This window comes from Paenibacillus sp. J22P169, assembly GCF_059691995.1.
Genome location: NZ_JCAUAO010000017.1, coordinates 47753 through 66074, shown reverse-complemented (window position 1 = coordinate 66074; position 18322 = coordinate 47753). Strand labels below are relative to the sequence as shown.

18 protein-coding genes are annotated in these 18322 nt (G+C 46.9%); all 18 read right to left on the bottom strand.

The genetic code is table 11. The features are described 5' to 3' along the window. Nucleotides 1-334 precede the first annotated feature (334 nt). On the bottom strand, nt 335-1831 hold the full coding sequence (gene lysS / locus AC58QG_RS35205) for a lysine--tRNA ligase (protein WP_497366651.1): 1497 nt from the start codon (nt 1829-1831) through the stop codon (nt 335-337). 87 nt (nt 1832-1918) lie between these two features. Next, a complete protein-coding gene (gene greA, locus AC58QG_RS35200; protein WP_310502557.1) occupies nt 1919-2395 on the bottom strand; it encodes a transcription elongation factor GreA in 477 nt (158 codons plus the stop codon). A gap of 221 nt (nt 2396-2616) precedes the next feature. After that, the gene (dusB, locus tag AC58QG_RS35195) at nt 2617-3633 is read right to left on the bottom strand and encodes a tRNA dihydrouridine synthase DusB (protein ID WP_497366650.1); all 1017 of its coding nucleotides are present in this window, start codon (nt 3631-3633) and stop codon (nt 2617-2619) included. 17 nt (nt 3634-3650) lie between these two features. Further along, nucleotides 3651-3863, bottom strand: a complete 213-nt coding sequence (locus tag AC58QG_RS35190) for a helix-turn-helix domain-containing protein (RefSeq protein WP_497366649.1) — start codon at nt 3861-3863, stop codon at nt 3651-3653. Beyond that, nucleotides 3845-4357 (bottom strand): 2-amino-4-hydroxy-6-hydroxymethyldihydropteridine diphosphokinase, encoded by a 513-nt coding sequence (gene folK / locus AC58QG_RS35185; RefSeq protein WP_497366648.1) that lies wholly within the window; start codon nt 4355-4357, stop codon nt 3845-3847. The genes AC58QG_RS35190 and folK overlap by 19 nt, the downstream gene beginning before the upstream one ends. After that, entirely contained in the window at nt 4354-4722 is a 369-nt protein-coding gene (folB, locus tag AC58QG_RS35180) for a dihydroneopterin aldolase (RefSeq protein ID WP_497366647.1), read from the bottom strand. The genes folK and folB overlap by 4 nt, the downstream gene beginning before the upstream one ends. Before the next feature lie 107 nt (nt 4723-4829). After that, nucleotides 4830-5651, bottom strand: a complete 822-nt coding sequence (gene folP / locus AC58QG_RS35175) for a dihydropteroate synthase (RefSeq protein WP_497366646.1) — start codon at nt 5649-5651, stop codon at nt 4830-4832. Between the two features lie 41 nt (nt 5652-5692). Then, nucleotides 5693-6553, bottom strand: a complete 861-nt coding sequence (gene pabC, locus AC58QG_RS35170; protein WP_497366645.1) for an aminodeoxychorismate lyase — start codon at nt 6551-6553, stop codon at nt 5693-5695. A gap of 3 nt (nt 6554-6556) precedes the next feature. Beyond that, nucleotides 6557-7138, bottom strand: a complete 582-nt coding sequence (pabA, locus tag AC58QG_RS35165) for an aminodeoxychorismate/anthranilate synthase component II (RefSeq protein ID WP_236292806.1) — start codon at nt 7136-7138, stop codon at nt 6557-6559. Nucleotides 7139-7171: 33 nt separating this feature from the next. After that, the gene (locus tag AC58QG_RS35160; protein WP_497366644.1) at nt 7172-8650 is read right to left on the bottom strand and encodes an anthranilate synthase component I family protein; all 1479 of its coding nucleotides are present in this window, start codon (nt 8648-8650) and stop codon (nt 7172-7174) included. A gap of 169 nt (nt 8651-8819) precedes the next feature. Further along, nucleotides 8820-9761: a cysteine synthase A gene (cysK, locus tag AC58QG_RS35155; RefSeq protein WP_056617904.1), complete on the bottom strand. Its 942-nt coding sequence runs from the start codon at nt 9759-9761 to the stop codon at nt 8820-8822. A gap of 113 nt (nt 9762-9874) precedes the next feature. After that, the gene (locus AC58QG_RS35150; protein ID WP_497366643.1) at nt 9875-10825 is read right to left on the bottom strand and encodes a peptidyl-prolyl cis-trans isomerase; all 951 of its coding nucleotides are present in this window, start codon (nt 10823-10825) and stop codon (nt 9875-9877) included. A 73-nt stretch (nt 10826-10898) separates the two neighbouring features. Then, on the bottom strand, nt 10899-11765 hold the full coding sequence (gene hslO, locus AC58QG_RS35145; RefSeq protein WP_497366642.1) for an Hsp33 family molecular chaperone HslO: 867 nt from the start codon (nt 11763-11765) through the stop codon (nt 10899-10901). Nucleotides 11766-11788: 23 nt separating this feature from the next. Next, on the bottom strand, nt 11789-12553 hold the full coding sequence (locus AC58QG_RS35140) for a type III pantothenate kinase (RefSeq protein WP_497366641.1): 765 nt from the start codon (nt 12551-12553) through the stop codon (nt 11789-11791). Continuing rightward, on the bottom strand, nt 12550-13419 hold the full coding sequence (gene nadC, locus AC58QG_RS35135; RefSeq protein WP_497366640.1) for a carboxylating nicotinate-nucleotide diphosphorylase: 870 nt from the start codon (nt 13417-13419) through the stop codon (nt 12550-12552). Before nadC ends, AC58QG_RS35140 begins: the two co-directional genes overlap by 4 nt. 1 nt (nt 13420) lies before the next feature. Then, on the bottom strand, nt 13421-15031 hold the full coding sequence (nadB, locus tag AC58QG_RS35130; RefSeq protein WP_497366639.1) for an L-aspartate oxidase: 1611 nt from the start codon (nt 15029-15031) through the stop codon (nt 13421-13423). 129 nt (nt 15032-15160) lie between these two features. Next, nucleotides 15161-16099: a quinolinate synthase NadA gene (nadA, locus tag AC58QG_RS35125; protein ID WP_056617922.1), complete on the bottom strand. Its 939-nt coding sequence runs from the start codon at nt 16097-16099 to the stop codon at nt 15161-15163. A 200-nt stretch (nt 16100-16299) separates the two neighbouring features. Further along, nucleotides 16300-18261, bottom strand: coding sequence for an ATP-dependent zinc metalloprotease FtsH (ftsH, locus tag AC58QG_RS35120; RefSeq protein WP_497366638.1), 1962 nt, complete (start codon nt 18259-18261; stop codon nt 16300-16302). Nucleotides 18262-18322 lie beyond the last annotated feature (61 nt).

Below are 18322 nucleotides of genomic sequence, written 5' to 3'. Positions count from 1 at the left end.
ATAGTAGAAAGATGACTTGCTCATTTGAAGCTAGCGAGATTTTGCAATCTCTTTTATAGTCGATTACTCGACTGTGCTTACTCACTCGTTGTTCAGTTTTCAAAGATCAATCACTCTTGTCCAACCCGCTCTCTTTCGAAAGCCGGAAGACCAATATACCACACTGAGTTTTTATTTGCAACCCTTAATTTCAGGTTGTTTTTTTGTTGTGTTTCTGTGTTTCTCGTGTTGTCCTCAGCGGCAACTTTTATAAGATACCACAGACCATATATACTTTGCAAGTCCTAATTTCAAAAAAATTAGAGGCACCGAATGGCGCCTCTAAACGAAGAAATTACTCGCCTTGGCGTTCACGCATCAATGGGAATAATAAGACATCACGGATTGATGGTGCATTCGTCAATAGCATGACCAAACGGTCAATTCCTATACCTAAGCCACCCGTTGGCGGCATACCATACTCAAGTGCACGGATGAAATCTTCATCCATTTCATGCGCTTCATCATTACCCTGTTCTTTCTCACGCAGCTGCGCCTCAAAGCGCTCTCTTTGATCGATTGGATCATTAAGCTCTGTAAAAGCATTCGCATGCTCACGCGCCACGATAAAGAGCTCAAAGCGATCCGTAAAGCGCGGATCCTCGGGGTTCTTTTTGGCAAGCGGAGAAATCTCTAATGGATGCCCATAGATGAACGTAGGCTGAATCAACGTCTCTTCAACAAACGTCTCGAAGAACTGGTTCACAATGTGACCAAATGTCATGTGCGGCTCAACAGAAACCTTGTGCTCTTTGGCCAAGCCGTGTGCTTGCTCATTCGTCATATGGACGCTAAAGTCTACACCGGTAACTTCTTTGATCGCATCAACCATGGAGACACGTCTCCAACCCACAGCTAAATCAACCTCATGGTCTCCATAAGGAATCGTCGTCTGACCAAGAACCTCTTGCGCGATATGAGCAACAAGCTCTTCTGTCAACTTCATAATATCTTTGTAGTCGGCATACGCCTCATACAACTCGATCATCGTGAACTCAGGGTTATGGCGCGTAGAAATACCCTCATTGCGATATACACGACCGATTTCGTACACTTTCTCCAGTCCACCAACAATAAGACGTTTCAAGTGAAGCTCGATGGCAATACGCATATGAAGCTGCATATCCAGCGCGTTGTGATGCGTGTTAAAAGGACGTGCAGAAGCGCCACCCGCGATAGAATGCAGTGTAGGTGTCTCCACTTCCAAATAGCCCAAGGAATCTAAATAACGGCGCATGGATTGAATGATTTTGGAACGAAGAATAAACGTCTTTTGGACATCTTGATTCATAATCAGGTCCACATAACGTTGACGATAGCGAAGCTCAACATCACTAAGTCCATGGAACTTATCCGGTAATGGAAGCAAAGATTTCGTCAATACCTCAAGTGATTTCACTTTAATAGAGGTTTCGCCTGTTTTCGTTTTGAAAACAACACCTTCAACCCCTACCATGTCTCCTAGATCAAGAATATCAAAAGCTTTATATATGTTGGCATCCAGCGCATCTTCACGCACGTAGATTTGAATTTTCCCTGTGATGTCCTGCAGATGTGCGAAGCTAGCTTTACCCATACTTCTCTTCTGCATAATACGCCCAGCAATACGTACCACTACGTTCGCTTCGTCTAGATCTTCCTTGCTCATCTCTTGATAAGCGCTAAGAATCTCCCCTGCTGAATGCGTTCTTACATATTTGCCGCCGAAAGGATCGACACCAAGACCGCGAAGCTCGTCCAATTTGTTGCGCCTGATAACGAGCAATTCATTTAACTCAAGTTCCTGACTCATGCTTTTCATCTCCTACGAATTAGTTTAGGGCTGTGAACGGAAAAAAGCTTCCTGAGGGAAGCTTTCCAAAAGGCTTGCGGCTGCACGCTACTTTTTAATATCAACAATTTGATACTGAATGACGCCAGCAGGAACGACAACATCAACGTTGGTGCCCTTTTGCTTACCAAGAATAGCTTTACCCACAGGGCTTTCATTGGAAATCTTATTCTGCAATGGATCGGATTCTGCCGAACCAACAATGTTGTATTCTACCAAGTCACCATATTCCAAGTCTTTCAGCGTAACTATCGACCCAACACTAACTGTGTTAATATCGACATCATCGTTATTAATAATCCGCGCGTTGCGCAGCATTTTTTCTAAAGTAATGATTCTTCCTTCAATAAAAGCTTGCTCGTTCTTTGCATCTTCGTACTCGGAATTCTCACTAATATCGCCATAACCGATGGCAACCTTAATTCTTTCCGCAACTTCCCGGCGTTTCACGGATTTCAGATGTTCAAGCTCATCCTCTAATTTCCGTAGCCCTACTGGTGTAAGAATGACCTCTTTTTCAGCCATTGCCAACTGATCTCCCGTCATGTGAAAGATTTTCATATCGTTGAATCGATGCTTCCTGCTAGGAGTTGGGTCTTTATAGAGCTGATTCAAGTAGTATGAATTCACGTTTCATAATAAGTTGCTTACTCGTTAGTCTTTCAATATATGCAGGAACACATTAATATTGACTGATTATATTGCAACGGTTTCAAAATGTCAATGTCAACCATTGCTGCATGTTTTTAATGCAGCACGGCTGATTCTTCCGTTGTCCCAGACACAGAACTTGTCGCAAGATGCTCGACGTAAGCGTCCAGTGTACGAACCATTTCATCCCGCTTCTCTGTCTCCATAATAACATCTTTTACACGAGCTGCTCCTATCATGCCTTTGAGATACCAAGCCATGTGTTTACGCATTTCCTTTACCGCAACATGCTCACCTTTGAGAGCAATTAAACGATCCATATGCAGAATCGCGATGCGGATTTTCTCTTCAGCTGTTGGTTCCGGTGGAAGCTCACCATTAGCCAGATATTGTACAGTACGATACAACATCCATGGGTTGCCTAACGCTCCGCGTCCGATCATTACGCCGTCTACACCTGTTTGATCCAGCATGCGTTTCGCATCCTCAGGTGTGACCACATCGCCATTACCGATTACCGGAATCGAAAGAGCTTGCTTCACTTCGCGGATGATATCCCAATCCGCTTTACCAGTATACAGTTGCTCACGAGTACGACCATGCACGCTAACCGCGCTGCCGCCGCCTCTTTCGACAGCTTTCGCATTTTCGACCGCGTAAATATGCTCCGAGTCCCAACCAATACGCATCTTGACCGTTACAGGTTTGCTCACAGCCGCAACAACAGTTGCGATCATGGCCTCAATTTTATCTGGTTGAAGCAACCATCTTGCACCCGCATCACATTTTGTGATTTTGGGAACCGGGCAGCCCATGTTGATATCAATAATATCGGCATTCGTATGTTGATCAACAATTCTAGCCGCCTGAACCAATGTGTCCGTGTCGCCTCCAAAAATTTGAAGACTCAGCGGCTTCTCACGGTCATCCACATATAACATTTCCATAGAACGTGTATTGCCGTGGACGATCGCTTTATCACTAACCATTTCAGCACAGACTAGACCAGTACCAAACTCTTTGGCAATTAATCGAAACGCTGGATTACATACGCCCGCCATTGGGGCCAACACAACTCTATTGGGAGCTTCGACATTTCCTATTTTCAGCACCGAAGATTCCACTCCTCTCATTTCGCAACTACTGCGACTAATTCCTCGGGTTCTATGTTAAGAACTTGCGATATGTTATGAATCATTTTATTGTCCGGCTTGCGTGTTCCTCGTTCAATCGCCCCTAAGATGGCAATGGATACACCTAACAAATCGGCCAGTTCACTCTGGGTATACCCTTTTAACTTACGAAAAGCGCGAATACGTTGTGCTATTGAGCTTTTTTCCATAGGATGACGCCTTCCTTTCCTTCCAGTTTCTCCAAGTGTGCAGAGATAGATTCAAACAGAGCGTCCTGCCGCGCGTAGAGAACCTCAGAGAGGGGCACCAATACAAAAGCCCGCTCATGCATCCGCGGATGCGGAATGATCAAGTCGGGGGTCGTTAACTGATGGTCACCATATAAGAGCAGATCTAAGTCTATTGTTCGCGGTCCCCAACGCAATTCACGCGTCCGACCCAGACGGTTCTCAATGGCAAGCAAGGTAACCAATAACGCTTCAGGCGGTAAGTCAGTATGAATTTGAATAACCATATTTAGAAAAGCAGATTGATCCACATAGCCTACAGGCTCGGTTTCATAGATGCTGGACTGCCCCATCACCGTTATCCCCGGTTCCTCATTCAGCGCTGCAATTGCACCCTGCAAATAATGTTCACGATTATCAATATTGGAGCCTAATGCGACATAAGCGATAGTGCGTTCTCGATCTTCCGCTGTCATTCCAATGCCCGCTTTCGATTGATCTCTATAGTAACACCGTCAAAAATAACGGCAAATGGCGGATGCGGCTTAATAACGCGAACCGTCACTTCACTGATACTAGTATAAGTATGCAGAAGCTCGGATGCAATATTTTCTGCTAATGCCTCGATTAATTTGTACGTACGGCCTTCAACGATCTCTTTGATTAGGAAAAATGCCTCCCCGTAATGGACCGTTTGGGTCAGATCATCCGTCTTTCCAGCTTTATCTAAAGGGAGCATTAACTCTACATCTACGTAGAAGCGTTGCCCCAACGTATTTTCTTCTGGGAACACACCGTGATTACCAAAAAACTGCATGCGCGATAGAATGATTTTGTCCATAGTAGAAGCCTCCAAGGGTTAAAACAAACGGCTGAATCGCCCACGAAGGGCGCTGCGCGCGTTTATTCTTGAGTGGAACATTAATTGAAGTATATAAACCTTATTTGTTAAAGGCTGCTGCGGATAATCGCATCGGTCATGACTGCTAGCCGTTTCATTGCTTGGACATCGTGAACTCTAACGATTCCGCACCCCTGCGCGATACCAAGGACAACGGTTGATGCCGTTCCTTCAAGGCGCTCCTCAGGAGGCAGCCCTAAGGTTAGCCCGATGACACTTTTGCGCGATGTACCCAAGAGGACTGGATATCCTAGATCTGCGATCGCACGCAGGTTGTTCATAAGGAAGAGATTCTGTTCATAAGATTTGGCGAAGCCAATGCCAGGGTCGAGAATGATACGTTCTGGTTTAACACCCGCTTGCAGAGCCTGATTCGTGTAACGAAGAAGATCCGAAATCGTCTCGGAAAGAAATTCGACATATTCTGAGCTTGTTCGATTATGGGTGATGATAAAAGGACAATCATATTGAGCTGCCACAGCTGCCATCTCGGCATCTGCTTGACCGCCCCATACATCATTAATGATGTGGGCTCCTGCCTCTAAGGCTTGCTTCGCTACTTGAGCTTTGTAGGTATCGATTGAAATAGGGATGCTGATTTCTCTGCGGATCGCTTCGATAACGGGGATAACACGCTGCAGTTCCTCATCTACTGTGACAGTTGCTGCTCCCGGTCGTGTGGACTCACCGCCAATGTCGATGATGTCTGCACCTTCTGCCACCATTTGATGAGCTCTACGAAGCGCATCCTCGACATGATTATAGCTGCCGCCATCCGAAAAGGAGTCTGGCGTTACGTTTAATATGCCCATAATGATCGTGCGATCACCAATGGGCAGTTCGTGTCCTTTACAGGATAATACATTCATCTTGGGTTCACTTCCTATTCGTTTGCTTAAAGCCCCTACCCCTACTGACCATATCGCTGAATCAGTTGGCGGGTTATAGGACCTGGAGACCCCGAGCCTAAGGTGTAGGCTTGTCCACTCGGTGTGTACAAAGTGGTGACAGGGACGATTTCTTGGATCGAATTCACGAGAAAAGCTTCGTCCGCTTCAACGAGATCCTCCCAACGATACAATCCATCTTGGATTGGAAACTGAAGCTGATTGGCGAGGTCAATGACATACGCTCTTGTGATGCCTGGCAAGATGCCCGTATCGAGAGACGGTGTGTAGAGGGTGTCCTTTTTGACGAAGAAAAGGTTACTGACGATACCTTCGGCTACATAGCCATCCTCCGATAACATAAGGCCTTCGGCTCCTGTTGCCCATGCATATTGCCCTAGCTCTCTTTTGGCCAAAATGTTGTTCATATAATGAAAGGACTTAAACCGATATAAGCCCTCTGGTGTATTTCGTGGAAGTTTGAGCAGTTGCAACGCTTTGCCTTGAAGGTAGGTTTTTTCATCCCTTGGAGGTAAAGGCTTGATGTAAATGATTTCTGATGGCTTCGTATAGTCGCTGGAAGGAAGCCCCAAAGCCTCCACGCCTGCGGAGACGGAGTAACGGATATATGCATCCTCTAGACTGTTGGCATGAAGTAATTGCTCGATTTGAGCTGATAATTTCTCAAGATTAGGCTCATATGAGATGCCAAGTTCGTGACAGCCATCTTTCAGACGATTCATATGTTCGGCGAGCAAGAACGGCTTGCGGTTATATGTGCGAAAGGTCTCAAACAAACCGATCCCGTAAAGAAAACCGTGATCGTATACAGAGACCACGGCTTGTGTTTCTTCTACTAGGGTTCCATTGATGGAGATGATCATGCGTTAGACTCCTGTTTTCGCTGTGCGACGAAGAAAGTTGCGCAGCATCTGATGCCCATGCTGGGTGATAATTGATTCTGGGTGGAATTGCACCCCTTCGATCGGATACTCTTTATGACGTAAAGCCATGATTTCCCCTTCAGCCGTTTGTGCGCTGATTTCCAGGCAATCAGGTAAGGTTTCTGTTTTGACAATCAATGAATGATAGCGTGTTGCGATGAAAGGAGACGGAAGTCCTTCAAATAAAGTTTTCCCGTCATGGAAAATCTCCGAGGTTTTGCCGTGCATCAAGCGCTCTGCGCGAATGACATCGCCGCCGAAGGCTTGGCCAATGGATTGATGCCCAAGGCATACACCGAAAATCGGGATGATCCCTTTAAAATGGTCAATCAGTGATAAGCTAATTCCAGCTTCATTCGGCGTGCAAGGCCCTGGAGATATTAAGATATGGTCTGGCGCGAGCGCCTCGACGCCTGCTAAGTCAATCTCGTCATTCCGACGAACGATGACTTCCTCTCCGATCTCTCCCAAATACTGCACAAGGTTGTACGTAAACGAATCATAATTATCAATCACTAAAATCATTCTAAGCTCCCCTTTCGTCAGCCCCACTCGGGCTTAAGCTCGGCTCATGCTCCGCTCGCTATACTCGATTGCTTTCCACATCGCCTTGGCCTTGTTCAAGGATTCGATATATTCGCGCTCTGGAATGGAATCAATGACAATCCCTGCCCCAGCTTGAATGTGACCCATACCCTCAACCGCCACTAGCGTGCGTATAATAATATTAAATTCCATATTGCCATTATAGTCAATCCATCCCATCGATCCTGTGTAAGGACCACGGCGTACGGGCTCTAACTCTTCAATGATTTCCATACAGCGAATCTTCGGCGCGCCCGTGATGGTACCACCAGGGAAAGTCGCCGCAATAGCATCATAGGCGTCCTTCCCTTCTGCCAATTCACCAACGACTTCGGAGACGATGTGCATCACATGGGAATAGTGCTCGATGACCATGAAGTCTTTCACATGGACGGAGCCATATCGCGAGATGCGGCCCAAGTCGTTGCGCTCGAGGTCGACGAGCATAACGTGCTCGGCACGCTCCTTGTCGTTGTGGATGAGCTCGCCAGCTAGGCGTAGATCATCCTGGTCGTCCTTGCCGCGCGGGCGCGTGCCAGCGATAGGACGCGTCCGCAGGATGCCGTCCTCGAGCTGCACGAGCAGCTCCGGCGATCCGGAGACAAGGGCGAAGCCTGCGAAGCGCAGCAAGCCCATATAAGGCGATGGATTAACGATCCGCAGCGCCTCGTAGATCTCCTCCGGCGTCGTGCGCAGCTGCCGGCTCTGTCTTACCGACAAGTTGACTTGGAACACGTCACCTTGGGAGATGTACGCCTGGATGCGCTCCACCGCAGCCATGTACGCTGCTTTGTCGAAGGCAGGCTCGATGCCTGCGATGCTTTCGACGTCGATGTGCAGCTGCTCGCGCGCCATCGCTGGTTGGTCCGCACCGCTCAGCGGCGTGCCCGACCAGTTGCCAGCGCGGATCGCGTGCCAACGGACGAGCATGGCTTCAGCGCGAGCGTGCGCCTGCGCGTAGAGCTCGCTGAGGTCTGCGCCTTTGGTGACAGGCATATGCACCGCGATGAACAGACTCTTCTCGGTGTGATCTAACGTCCACACCTGATCATACATAGCGAAGCTATAGTCAGGAATCGGCAGATCGTCCTGCGATTGCTCTGGCAGCTTCTCGATGGTGCGAATCACATCGTAGCTCCAATAGCCTACGCACCCACCGACAAACTTAGGTGCTCCTTGGACTTTTGGACTACAATAAGTGGACATCCATTGCTTGACGATATCGAGTGGCTTACCTTGAACGCGAGATAATGTCGAGTTCGTGTGCGTTGTGATTTCTGCTTCCAAGCCTGTGCCCCGCACAGTCGAAAAGGGATGCAGCCCAAAGTGCGTATACCGTCCGCCTTTTCCACTTTCAAGTACGAAGGAATCTGACGAAGCTTCTTTCCACGCATCTTCCCACGAGGCAATCCGATCATCTGCGAGTCCTAATTTAATCACGTACGGCAGCATGGTGTAGGTAGAGGCCCACTCCTGCCATTGTTCCACTGAAGTTAAAATCATACTTGCTCTCCTTAAAATCCGTTAATTCGTTGTCCATTAGTATACTCCAACCCTATACAGAAAAAAAGCCCCAGCTGTAATAGCTGAAGGCTTGATCTCTTTTGCATGCGATTCGATCTTATTGCTCTTCGAATTGGTACAAAGGCGTGGAAAGGTAACGCTCACCGTTACTTGGAACGACAGCAACTACACGCTTGCCAGCGCCAAGCTCTTTAGCAACCTTCAATGCTGCGAAAATCGCTGCACCGGAGGAAATTCCGCCAAGAATTCCTTCTTCTTTGGCAACACGGCGTGAAGTTTCGAACGCGTCTTCGTTCTCAACAGCAATAATTTCATCGTATACATTTGTGTTCAAAATATCCGGGACAAAACCTGCGCCGATACCTTGAATTTTATGAGGACCTGGTTTACCACCAGAAAGAACTGGGGATGCCGCAGGTTCAATTGCGTAAATTTTGATATTCGGGAAGTTTTCTTTCAAAACGCCACCCGCACCTGTGATTGTACCACCTGTACCGATACCGGAGATGAAAGCATCTAATTTACCATCATGAGCGTTGATCGCTTCCACGATTTCTGGTCCTGTTGTTTCACGGTGAACTTTCACGTTCGCTTGGTTCTTAAATTGTTGCGGGATGAAGTAGGACGGATTCTCAGCTTGAAGCTCTTCCGCACGTTTAATCGCACCCTTCATGCCTTCTGCCCCAGGAGTTAGTACGAGCTGTGCACCGTAAGCGCGAAGCAGGTTACGTCTTTCCAAAGACATCGTTTCTGGCATAACAAGAATGGCTTTGTAACCTTTTGCTGCAGCGACTAACGCAATTCCGATTCCAGTGTTACCACTTGTCGGCTCTACAATTGTGTCACCTGGCTTCAATTTACCTTCTTGCTCAGCTACTTCGATCATGGAGATGGCAATACGGTCTTTAACACTAGCACCTGGATTTTGGTACTCTAACTTCACATAAACCTCTGCACTGCCTTCTGGAACAACACGGTTCAAACGAACTAGCGGTGTATCTCCAATCAAATCCGTAATGCTCTGTACTAATCTTGCCATAATGTTTCCCCTCCAGATTGAGTATCGAATGATTTCCGAGTTAAAAGGTCGGTATTAATAAATCTAATCTTATCAATGCACTTACAGGTTGTCAACCAAATTTTCACATTCACTTACTGGAACGTCGGATCCACTACACTAGCCTTCCATTTAGTTCGCAGCTGCACGACAAAGTCTTTCAATGGAGGCGCTTGTTGCAGTGCAAGCTCTCTGCGAACGTTCTCACGTACAAACACCAGATCCGGGTTCTTTTTATCCCGTCGATCCTTAAGTGAGACGACCGCAAACCCCTTTGAAACAAGGAGGGGCTTACTCACTTCGCCAACCTTCAACAATTTCGCCGCTTCCAAGATAGGCGCCTCTACAAAAGGATCGTCACCTTCTATCCAACCCAAATCACCGCCGGTGTTATTGGTTGCATCATCAATTGACCGATCTCTGGCTAGGGTCGCAAAGCTCTCCCCTTTAGCCAGTTCTGCAATGACTTTCGTCGCTTGCTCCTTCGTGGTCACAATAATCTGCTGAATGTTGTATTCCGTTTCTTGCTTAAACTCATCCGCATGTGTATTTATGTAGGTATCAACCTGAGTGTCTGTGATGTGAATCGAGGCCGTTGCTAGCTTCTCAAGTAACAACTTATTCGATACATCCTCTTTGATTTCCTGCTCTGACATCCCTAATTGGCTCTGCATGGAGTCGTAAAATTGCTGTTCATTTTCGTACCCTTGCTGCATCCTTTTCAACTCACGGTTGACTTCCACACTCTCTACCTTAGTTCCCGACTCATTTCCCTCTAGGCGAATCACTTCACGGTCCAGCATTTGACTTAGCTGCTCTGCTCCATAATGGCGCGCGAGCGCTGATTCGAGCTCATCCATGGTAATTTCTCGATCCCCAATTTTGGCGATAACTCGTGTATTCTTATTCTCACCCTGCTGTTCTGGCTCTGGTGATTGTCTTGGTTCTGATTGGTTGATGGCATGACTGATCAGCAAGGATGCGAGCACGAGAATACATATCGCCATCGCGATGATGACTCCCCACAATCGCTTTACATTGCGCATCCTATTTCCCTCTTTTACTTCCATATTGCTGCTTGCACCCGTGTTCCAGCTAAATCAAGCAGATCACCCACGCTTACACATCAATCATCCGTTGTAAATCTTCGCCTTCATACCGGTAAGCTTCATTGCAGAAATGACAGACGACTTCCGCAACTCCTTCTTCCTCCAGTATTTCTTGAAGTTCGTGTTTACCCAAGGAAATCAAAGTAGATTCCACTTTCTCCCGACTGCATTTGCACCGGAACATAACGTCCATCTCATCGAGCTTCCGGAAGGATGGGAGCACCGTTTGTAATATTTCCTCTAGATTCAATCCGCCGCCTAACATGTTCGTGAAGGCTGGTATTTGGCCTAGCATGGCTTCGATCTCATCAATCTCACTATTCGTCAACCCTGGGAGCAACTGAATTACGAATCCCCCTGCAGCAAGGATCGAATAATCCGTATTCACCAATACACCTAGCGCAACAGCCGACGGTGTTTGTTCAGACTTAGCAAAATAATAGGTAAAATCTTCTGCCAATTCGCCCGAAATCAAAGGAACACTTCCTTTATACGGTTCTTTCATGCCTAGATCTTTCGTTATGTATAAAAAACCATCTGTCCCTACCGCAGCGGCAACATCCAATTTGCCGTTCTCTTTGAGCGGCGGATCTACGGAAGGATTATCTACGTATCCACGCACTTCACCCTTCGCATTCGCATCAACAACGATTTGTCCGATTGGGCCATCCCCTTTAATTTGTACAATGAGATGTTCTTCTCCTTTGAGCATAGCAGCAACGAGTAGAGCCGCGGCAGCTGTTCTACCTAACGCTGCTGACGCTGTCGGTGTCGTTTGATGCCTTTGACTAAGCTCTTCGGTTAAGCGCGTCGTCTGAACAGCGAAAGCACGTACACGCCCATCTAACGCTGTTCCTCGAATTAAATAATCACTCATGTCAATTTCCTTCCTTAAACAGCTTAGACATTTTTCTCATAAATCATTTGCAACCCCTGTAAGGTAAGCAATGGATTGACGACTTGAATCGTCCGTGACTCACTGGAAATGAGTTCTGCCAATCCACCCGTCGCGATAACGGTTGGATTTACATTAAACTCTTGAATGACCCGTCCGACGATTCCGTCAACCTGGCCAACATAACCATAAATAATTCCCGCTTGCATCGCCGCTACGGTATTCCGACCGACAACACTTTTCGGCTTAACCAGCTCAATACGAGGCAACTTCGCCGCCTTTTGATACAGCGCTTCCGTTGAGATCCCAATGCCTGGCGCAATGGCGCATCCCACCAGCTGCCCTGACGAATCAATGTAATCGTAGGTTGTAGCTGTACCGAAATCAACAATAATACATGGAGCTCCATATAGCTCCAGTGCTGCTACCGCATTCACGATGCGATCTGCGCCAACTTCCTTCGGATTGTCCACACGGACATTCAATCCTGTTTTGATCCCTGGCCCTACGATAAATGGCGCCCTTTTCAAGTAGTGTAAGCAGAGGTTTTCCATGGCATTCATCAACGGGGGCACGACAGATGAAATAATGACACCTTCTACTTGCGCAAAGGAAATGCCCGAGTGTTGGAACAAGCTGTGCAGCTGCATGCCATACTCATCCACGGTAGCCGAACGATTCGTACTCACACGCCAATGATGCATGAGCGTCCGTTCTTGGTAGAGGCCAAGCACAATGTTCGTATTCCCGACATCGATAACGAGAATCATAGTGCTGTCTCCTTCCGCTCATTCAGATCTAGTGAAATATCGAGCGCTGCTACCGAGTACGTCAGTCGTCCAACAGAAATCACGTCTACACCCGTTTCCGCCATTGCTTTAATCGTTTGCGGGGTGACCGAACCTGACCCTTCTACTACAATATGCGGCGCTTTGCTTTTAATTATCGAAACTGCTTCTTTCATTTTGACTGGAGCCATGTTGTCCAGCATGATGATATCAGCCCCTGCTTGGAGCGCTTCATGCAGCTGTTCAAAGTTTTCAACTTCCACCTCGATCTTCATCGTGTGGGGGATGTTCTGTCGAGCGGCTTGAACCGCCTGGGTGATGCCACCCGATCCTTTGATATGGTTATCTTTAATCATCACCGCATCATAGAGGCCAAAACGGTGATTATACCCACCACCAACGCGCACAGCATATTTCTCAAGCATTCTGTGCCCAGGTGTTGTTTTACGTGTGTCAACAAGTCTAGTCGGCAAGCCTTCCAAAGCGACCACAAATTCATTCGTTTTCGTGGCAATCCCCGACAATCGTTGCATCAGATTCAGACTCAATCGCTCGCCCAATAGGATACTCCGTGTATTGCCTTCCACTTCTGCTAGTATGGTCCCTTTATGAACAGACGATCCTTCGAGCACTTTTGTTTCAAAACGAAGTGATGCATCGACAACAGCAAAAACCTCCTGTGCGATGCGAAGTCCACAAACGATTCCATCTTCTTTGACGTGGATAATCCCTTTGGATTCTTGTTCCAAAGGGATTGTTGTCAGTGTCGTGACATCGCCAGTGCCGATATCTTCTTCAAGCCAAAGGCGAATTTGCTTCCGAACCAATTCCATATTTATTTCTAACATGCTAAATCCACTCCTCAATCCTAGCTTCCCCGCGCTGGAAAACAATATGCTTCTTCCATACCAAGTCATCCCGTTCAGGGAAATCTTCTCTATAATGACCCCCGCGGCTTTCCTCACGGGTTAATGCTGCTGTCGTTGTTAAAAGGGCTACATTAAGCAAATTGGCAAACTCATACTCTTCACGTTTCGTCATCAAGGAATCAAAAATCGACAATTGTCTCGCAAGCTCCTCATGCCCCTTTTGCAAGCCTTTGGCATCGCGCTTGAGACCTGCATAACGGAGCATGACTTTCTGAAGCTTCAACTTTTTCTCTACAACAGCTTGGTTTGGGATCTCTGTCCTTGGAGCTTCGGATGCCGTGCGGATCTGAATATCTCCTTGGAGCGCAGGCAGCTCTTGAATTCGCTCAATAATTCTACGTCCGAATACAATTGCTTCTGATAAGGAGTTGCTCGCTAAACGGTTAGCACCATGTACCCCTGTCGACGAAACTTCCCCGCATGCAAATAGGCGACGAACCTGTGTTTCTCCGTGCAAGTCGGTTTTTACGCCACCCATCATATAGTGCGCGGCCGGTGCTACTGGAATCCAATCCGTGCTCATATCGAGCCCGTAATTCAGACAATATTCAAATATCGTTGGGAAACGATGTTTAATCAGTTCTTCCGATTCGTGTGTAATGTCAATATAGACGAAAGTTGATTTACAGCTCTCCATTTCGTCAACAATGGCACGAGCAACAACATCTCTAGGCGCTAGCTCCAGTTGAGGATGATAGCGATCCATGAAGCGCTCTCCTTTGATGTTGCGCAAATAAGCGCCTTCGCCCCGCACCGCTTCAGAAATCAGAAACCGCGGTGCGCCCGGGTAGCATAGCGCTGTTGGATGGAATTGAATGAACTCCACGTCTTGAATCTGAGCACCCGCACGGTGAGCTATCGCTATCCCGTCGCCAGTGGCGATATCAGGGTTCGTTGTATAACGGAACAGCTGTCCCGCGCCACCGGAACAAAGAATCGTGGCGTTGCCGCGCACAAACACGCGCTGTCCACTTGGTTTCTGAACGAGCGCTCCGTAACATTCGCCGTCTTGGGTAATCAGGTCGATCACGAAGTGGTCGTCCCAAATTTCGATATTCGGATCTTGCTTCGTTCGTTCCGAAAGAGCTCTGACAATTTCTGCACCTGTCGCATCACCATTGGAGTGTAATATGCGTCGTTGGCTGTGTGCCCCTTCTTTAGTTAAAGCAAATTCCCCATTCTCTAGATCGAACTGGGTTCCCATACGGATCAAGTCCTGAACGCCTTCAGGACCTTCATGTACAAGTACATCGACAGCTTCCGACGAGCAAAGACCTGCGCCTGCAATCAACGTGTCCTGACGATGATATTCCGGTGAATCTTCGTCCGAAATCACTGCGGCAATTCCGCCCTGCGCATAACGTGTGTTGCTATCTAAGAGAGACTTCTTCGTAATCATGAGGACTTTTTTATTCTCACTAGCGCGCAGCGCTGTGAAAAGCCCGGCAATACCTGCACCAATAACAATAACATCCGTATGTATATGAGGAATAGAATCTAAATCAACATCTACGAGATATCTAGGAATCATGACGTTTCACCTGTTCTTCACCATTAATACCTCGTAAAGCAACGTCAGTTCGTCCACAATTTACTCATTGGATCGATACTAGCCTTGCTTCACGAGGGCACCTATTCACGGACAAGAGAGTAGCGCATGCTACTTAACTTGTAACATGCGCTCTAAGGACAATCTTGCTTTATCTGCTACGTCTTCTGGTACATAGATCTCTGGTTGCATCGTCTCAAGACATTTCACGATTTTCTTCAAATTGTTCACTTTCATATTCGGACACACCAAGTATTTGGTAGCAAAATGGAACTTCTTATTAGGACTGTCTAGACGCAGCTGGTAGCCAGTTCCATCCTCGGTACCTACGATAAATTCTTGGCAGTCGGACTCTTTACAATATTTAATAATCGCGGTCGTGCTCCCAACAAAGTCCCCTAGCTTCACTACTTCAGGGCGACATTCTGGGTGAACAACAAACTGTGCATTCGGATACTGCGCTCTCATTTCTTCAACATCTTTAACAGTCAGCATATCATGCGTATTGCAGTAGCCTTCCCAGATGATCACTTTTTTGCTTGTGAATTTTGATACATAGTCACCCAAATTTTTATCCGGTACCCAGATGATTTCATCTGAATCGACGGAATTGATGACATTGATGGCATTCGCAGATGTACAACAAATATCGGTTTCGGACTTCACATCAGCCGATGTATTAATATAAGCAACGACTTTGGCATTCGGATGTTGACGTTTAAGGGCACGCAGACCTTCCACATTTACCATATCTGCCATCGGGCAACCAGCACGTTCGTCTGGAATAATCACGGTTTTGTTCGGCGCAAGGATCTTCGCGCTTTCACCCATGAAATGGACACCACAGAATACGATGACATCCGCATCAGTTTGTGCGGCCTTCTGAGCAAGCAAAAAGGAGTCCCCTCGAAAATCCGCTACCTCTTGAACTTCGTCACGCTGATAATAATGAGCAAGAATAATAGCATTCCGTTCTTTCTTCAATTGCAACAGTCGTTCTTTGAGCTCGCGGTTTTGTTCCGCTTTGCGTTCTAATGCTAAGGCTTCCATGGTGCTTCCTCCCCTATCTGGGACGTAAGATGGTCTCATCGTCTATCTAAAAGTAGTATGATCTAATCGCAATAAAATTAGAGATTTACAACTAATTTACACATTCTCACATCGCCTGTCAATGCGCAAATACATTGAAAAAACTCGGAAATCCGCGCACACTTGATGTGTACAACGGATTTCCGAGTTCGTATTGCAACTTACTCTTCTGTTTGATCCGGTTTGATATCTTTAACTTCTTTTTCCTTGTCAAACTCCAGCTTATTGCTTTCGCTAGCTTGGCTTTGACCTTGAATATTAACTTTCACATCGTCCTCATCAGAACTGGCGTTTAACTTGCCCTTTTCCAAAAGTTCAATGATTTCGTCTTTATCCAACGTTTCTTTCTCAAGCAATGTCTTGGCAACAAGGTGGATCTGATCTGCATGCTCCGTAAGAATCGCGCGTGCACGTTCATAGCACGTACGAATAAAGTTTTGCATCTCCTGATCGATCTCGTAGGCAATCGCATCACTATAATTTTGTTCATGTCCGATGTCGCGGCCTAAGAATACTTGACCTTGGGAACTACCGAACTGCATCGGTCCAAGCTTATCGCTCATCCCGTATTCCATAATCATGCGGCGAACGATTCCCGTTGCTTTCTGGAAGTCGCTGTATGCCCCTGTGCCAATTTCCCCGATGAACAATTCTTCGGAAACACGACCACCTAAGAGTCCAGTTACTTTATCCAGAAGCTCGTTCTTCGTTTGCATCATGCGATCTTCGCCTTCTTTAGGCAACATCATCACATAACCACCAGCGCGTCCACGAGGAACGATTGTAACTTTATGAACCATGTCCGCATTCTCTGCATGATAACCGATAATCGCGTGTCCCGCTTCATGATACGCTACGATACGCTTCTCAGTCTCAGAGATGATACGGCTTTTCTTCTGTGTACCCACGATAATACGGTCAAATGCTTCTTCAACCTCCGCCATCGAAATATCTTTACGATTACGACGAGCTGCGATCAAAGCTGCTTCATTCAATAAATTCTCAAGATCCGCACCCGTAAAACCAGTTGTATAACGTGAAAGTGAATCTAGCTTCACGTCTTTAGCAAGCGGCTTGTTACGCGCGTGAACTTTCAATACGGCTTCACGGCCTTTGATATCCGGACGATCTACCGTAATTTGGCGGTCGAAACGGCCTGGACGCAATAAGGCAGGGTCTAGAATATCAGGTCGGTTGGTTGCTGCTACGATGATAATACCTTCGTTCGCGCCAAATCCGTCCATTTCAACAAGCAATTGGTTGAGTGTTTGCTCACGCTCGTCATGTCCGCCACCTAAACCAGCGCCACGTTGACGACCAACCGCATCGATTTCATCGATAAAGATAATACAAGGTGAATTCTTCTTCGCATTCTCGAACAAGTCACGAACACGGGATGCGCCGACACCGACGAACATCTCAACGAAGTCAGAACCAGAGATGCTGAAGAATGGTACGCCCGCTTCACCCGCAACTGCACGTGCAAGCAAGGTTTTACCTGTTCCTGGAGGACCATTCAAAAGAACACCCTTAGGAATTCTAGCGCCAACCGCTGCGAATTTGCGAGGATCCTTCAGGAACTCAACAACCTCGATCAGTTCTTGCTTCTCTTCATCTGCACCCGCAACATCTTCAAAGGTAACTCGTTTCTTCTCCTCATTATAAAGGCGTGCACGGCTCTTGCCGAAGTTCATGACCTTACCGCCGCCGCCTTGGGCTTGATTCAATAAGAAGAAAAACAAAATGAAGATAATGACGAATGGAATAATGGACGTAAGAAAGCTAATCCAAACGCTATCGCGTTCCATCGGCCCGTACTCTTCCGAAGGTACGCCGTTCGCTTCAATCATTTGTACAACTAACGGCTCGTAAGGAGCATGTGTTTCGAAGCTCTTCTTATCCGCGCCATTAGGCGGGTTAATATACTTACCCTTAATCGAATAGGTATACCCATCGAACTTTAATACTACGGACTCTACATTTTTGTTTACTACTGCTTGTCGGAATTTATCGTAAGTGATTAACTCCTTCTGTTCATTCTGGGTACTGATGAAATGAACGATCCCCACGGTAACCAAAAATATAAGCAAATAAAAGCCGGTATTCCGGATAATTCGATTCATAACGAGCCTCCTCTCAAACGGCACACAATTATTATTTTACCACATCCCGGTAAAGCGCTAC

Excerpts from the sequence above, each read along its gene's own strand:
- lysS (WP_497366651.1), bottom strand. The coding sequence starts at position 1,831 with ATGAGTCAGGAACTTGAGTTAAATGAATTGCTCGTTATCAGGCGCAAC.
- greA (WP_310502557.1), bottom strand. The coding sequence starts at position 2,395 with ATGGCTGAAAAAGAGGTCATTCTTACACCAGTAGGGCTACGGAAATTA.
- AC58QG_RS35190 (WP_497366649.1), bottom strand. The coding sequence starts at position 3,863 with ATGGAAAAAAGCTCAATAGCACAACGTATTCGCGCTTTTCGTAAGTTA.
- folK (WP_497366648.1), bottom strand. The coding sequence starts at position 4,357 with ATGACAGCGGAAGATCGAGAACGCACTATCGCTTATGTCGCATTAGGC.
- folB (WP_497366647.1), bottom strand. The coding sequence starts at position 4,722 with ATGGACAAAATCATTCTATCGCGCATGCAGTTTTTTGGTAATCACGGT.
- folP (WP_497366646.1), bottom strand. The coding sequence starts at position 5,651 with ATGAATGTATTATCCTGTAAAGGACACGAACTGCCCATTGGTGATCGC.
- pabC (WP_497366645.1), bottom strand. The coding sequence starts at position 6,553 with ATGATCATCTCCATCAATGGAACCCTAGTAGAAGAAACACAAGCCGTG.
- pabA (WP_236292806.1), bottom strand. The coding sequence starts at position 7,138 with ATGATTTTAGTGATTGATAATTATGATTCGTTTACGTACAACCTTGTG.
- AC58QG_RS35160 (WP_497366644.1), bottom strand. The coding sequence starts at position 8,650 with ATGCTGCCGTACGTGATTAAATTAGGACTCGCAGATGATCGGATTGCC.
- cysK (WP_056617904.1), bottom strand. The coding sequence starts at position 9,761 with ATGGCAAGATTAGTACAGAGCATTACGGATTTGATTGGAGATACACCG.
- AC58QG_RS35150 (WP_497366643.1), bottom strand. The coding sequence starts at position 10,825 with ATGCGCAATGTAAAGCGATTGTGGGGAGTCATCATCGCGATGGCGATA.
- hslO (WP_497366642.1), bottom strand. The coding sequence starts at position 11,765 with ATGAGTGATTATTTAATTCGAGGAACAGCGTTAGATGGGCGTGTACGT.
- AC58QG_RS35140 (WP_497366641.1), bottom strand. The coding sequence starts at position 12,553 with ATGATTCTCGTTATCGATGTCGGGAATACGAACATTGTGCTTGGCCTC.
- nadC (WP_497366640.1), bottom strand. The coding sequence starts at position 13,419 with ATGTTAGAAATAAATATGGAATTGGTTCGGAAGCAAATTCGCCTTTGG.
- nadB (WP_497366639.1), bottom strand. The coding sequence starts at position 15,031 with ATGATTCCTAGATATCTCGTAGATGTTGATTTAGATTCTATTCCTCAT.
- nadA (WP_056617922.1), bottom strand. The coding sequence starts at position 16,099 with ATGGAAGCCTTAGCATTAGAACGCAAAGCGGAACAAAACCGCGAGCTC.
- ftsH (WP_497366638.1), bottom strand. The coding sequence starts at position 18,261 with ATGAATCGAATTATCCGGAATACCGGCTTTTATTTGCTTATATTTTTG.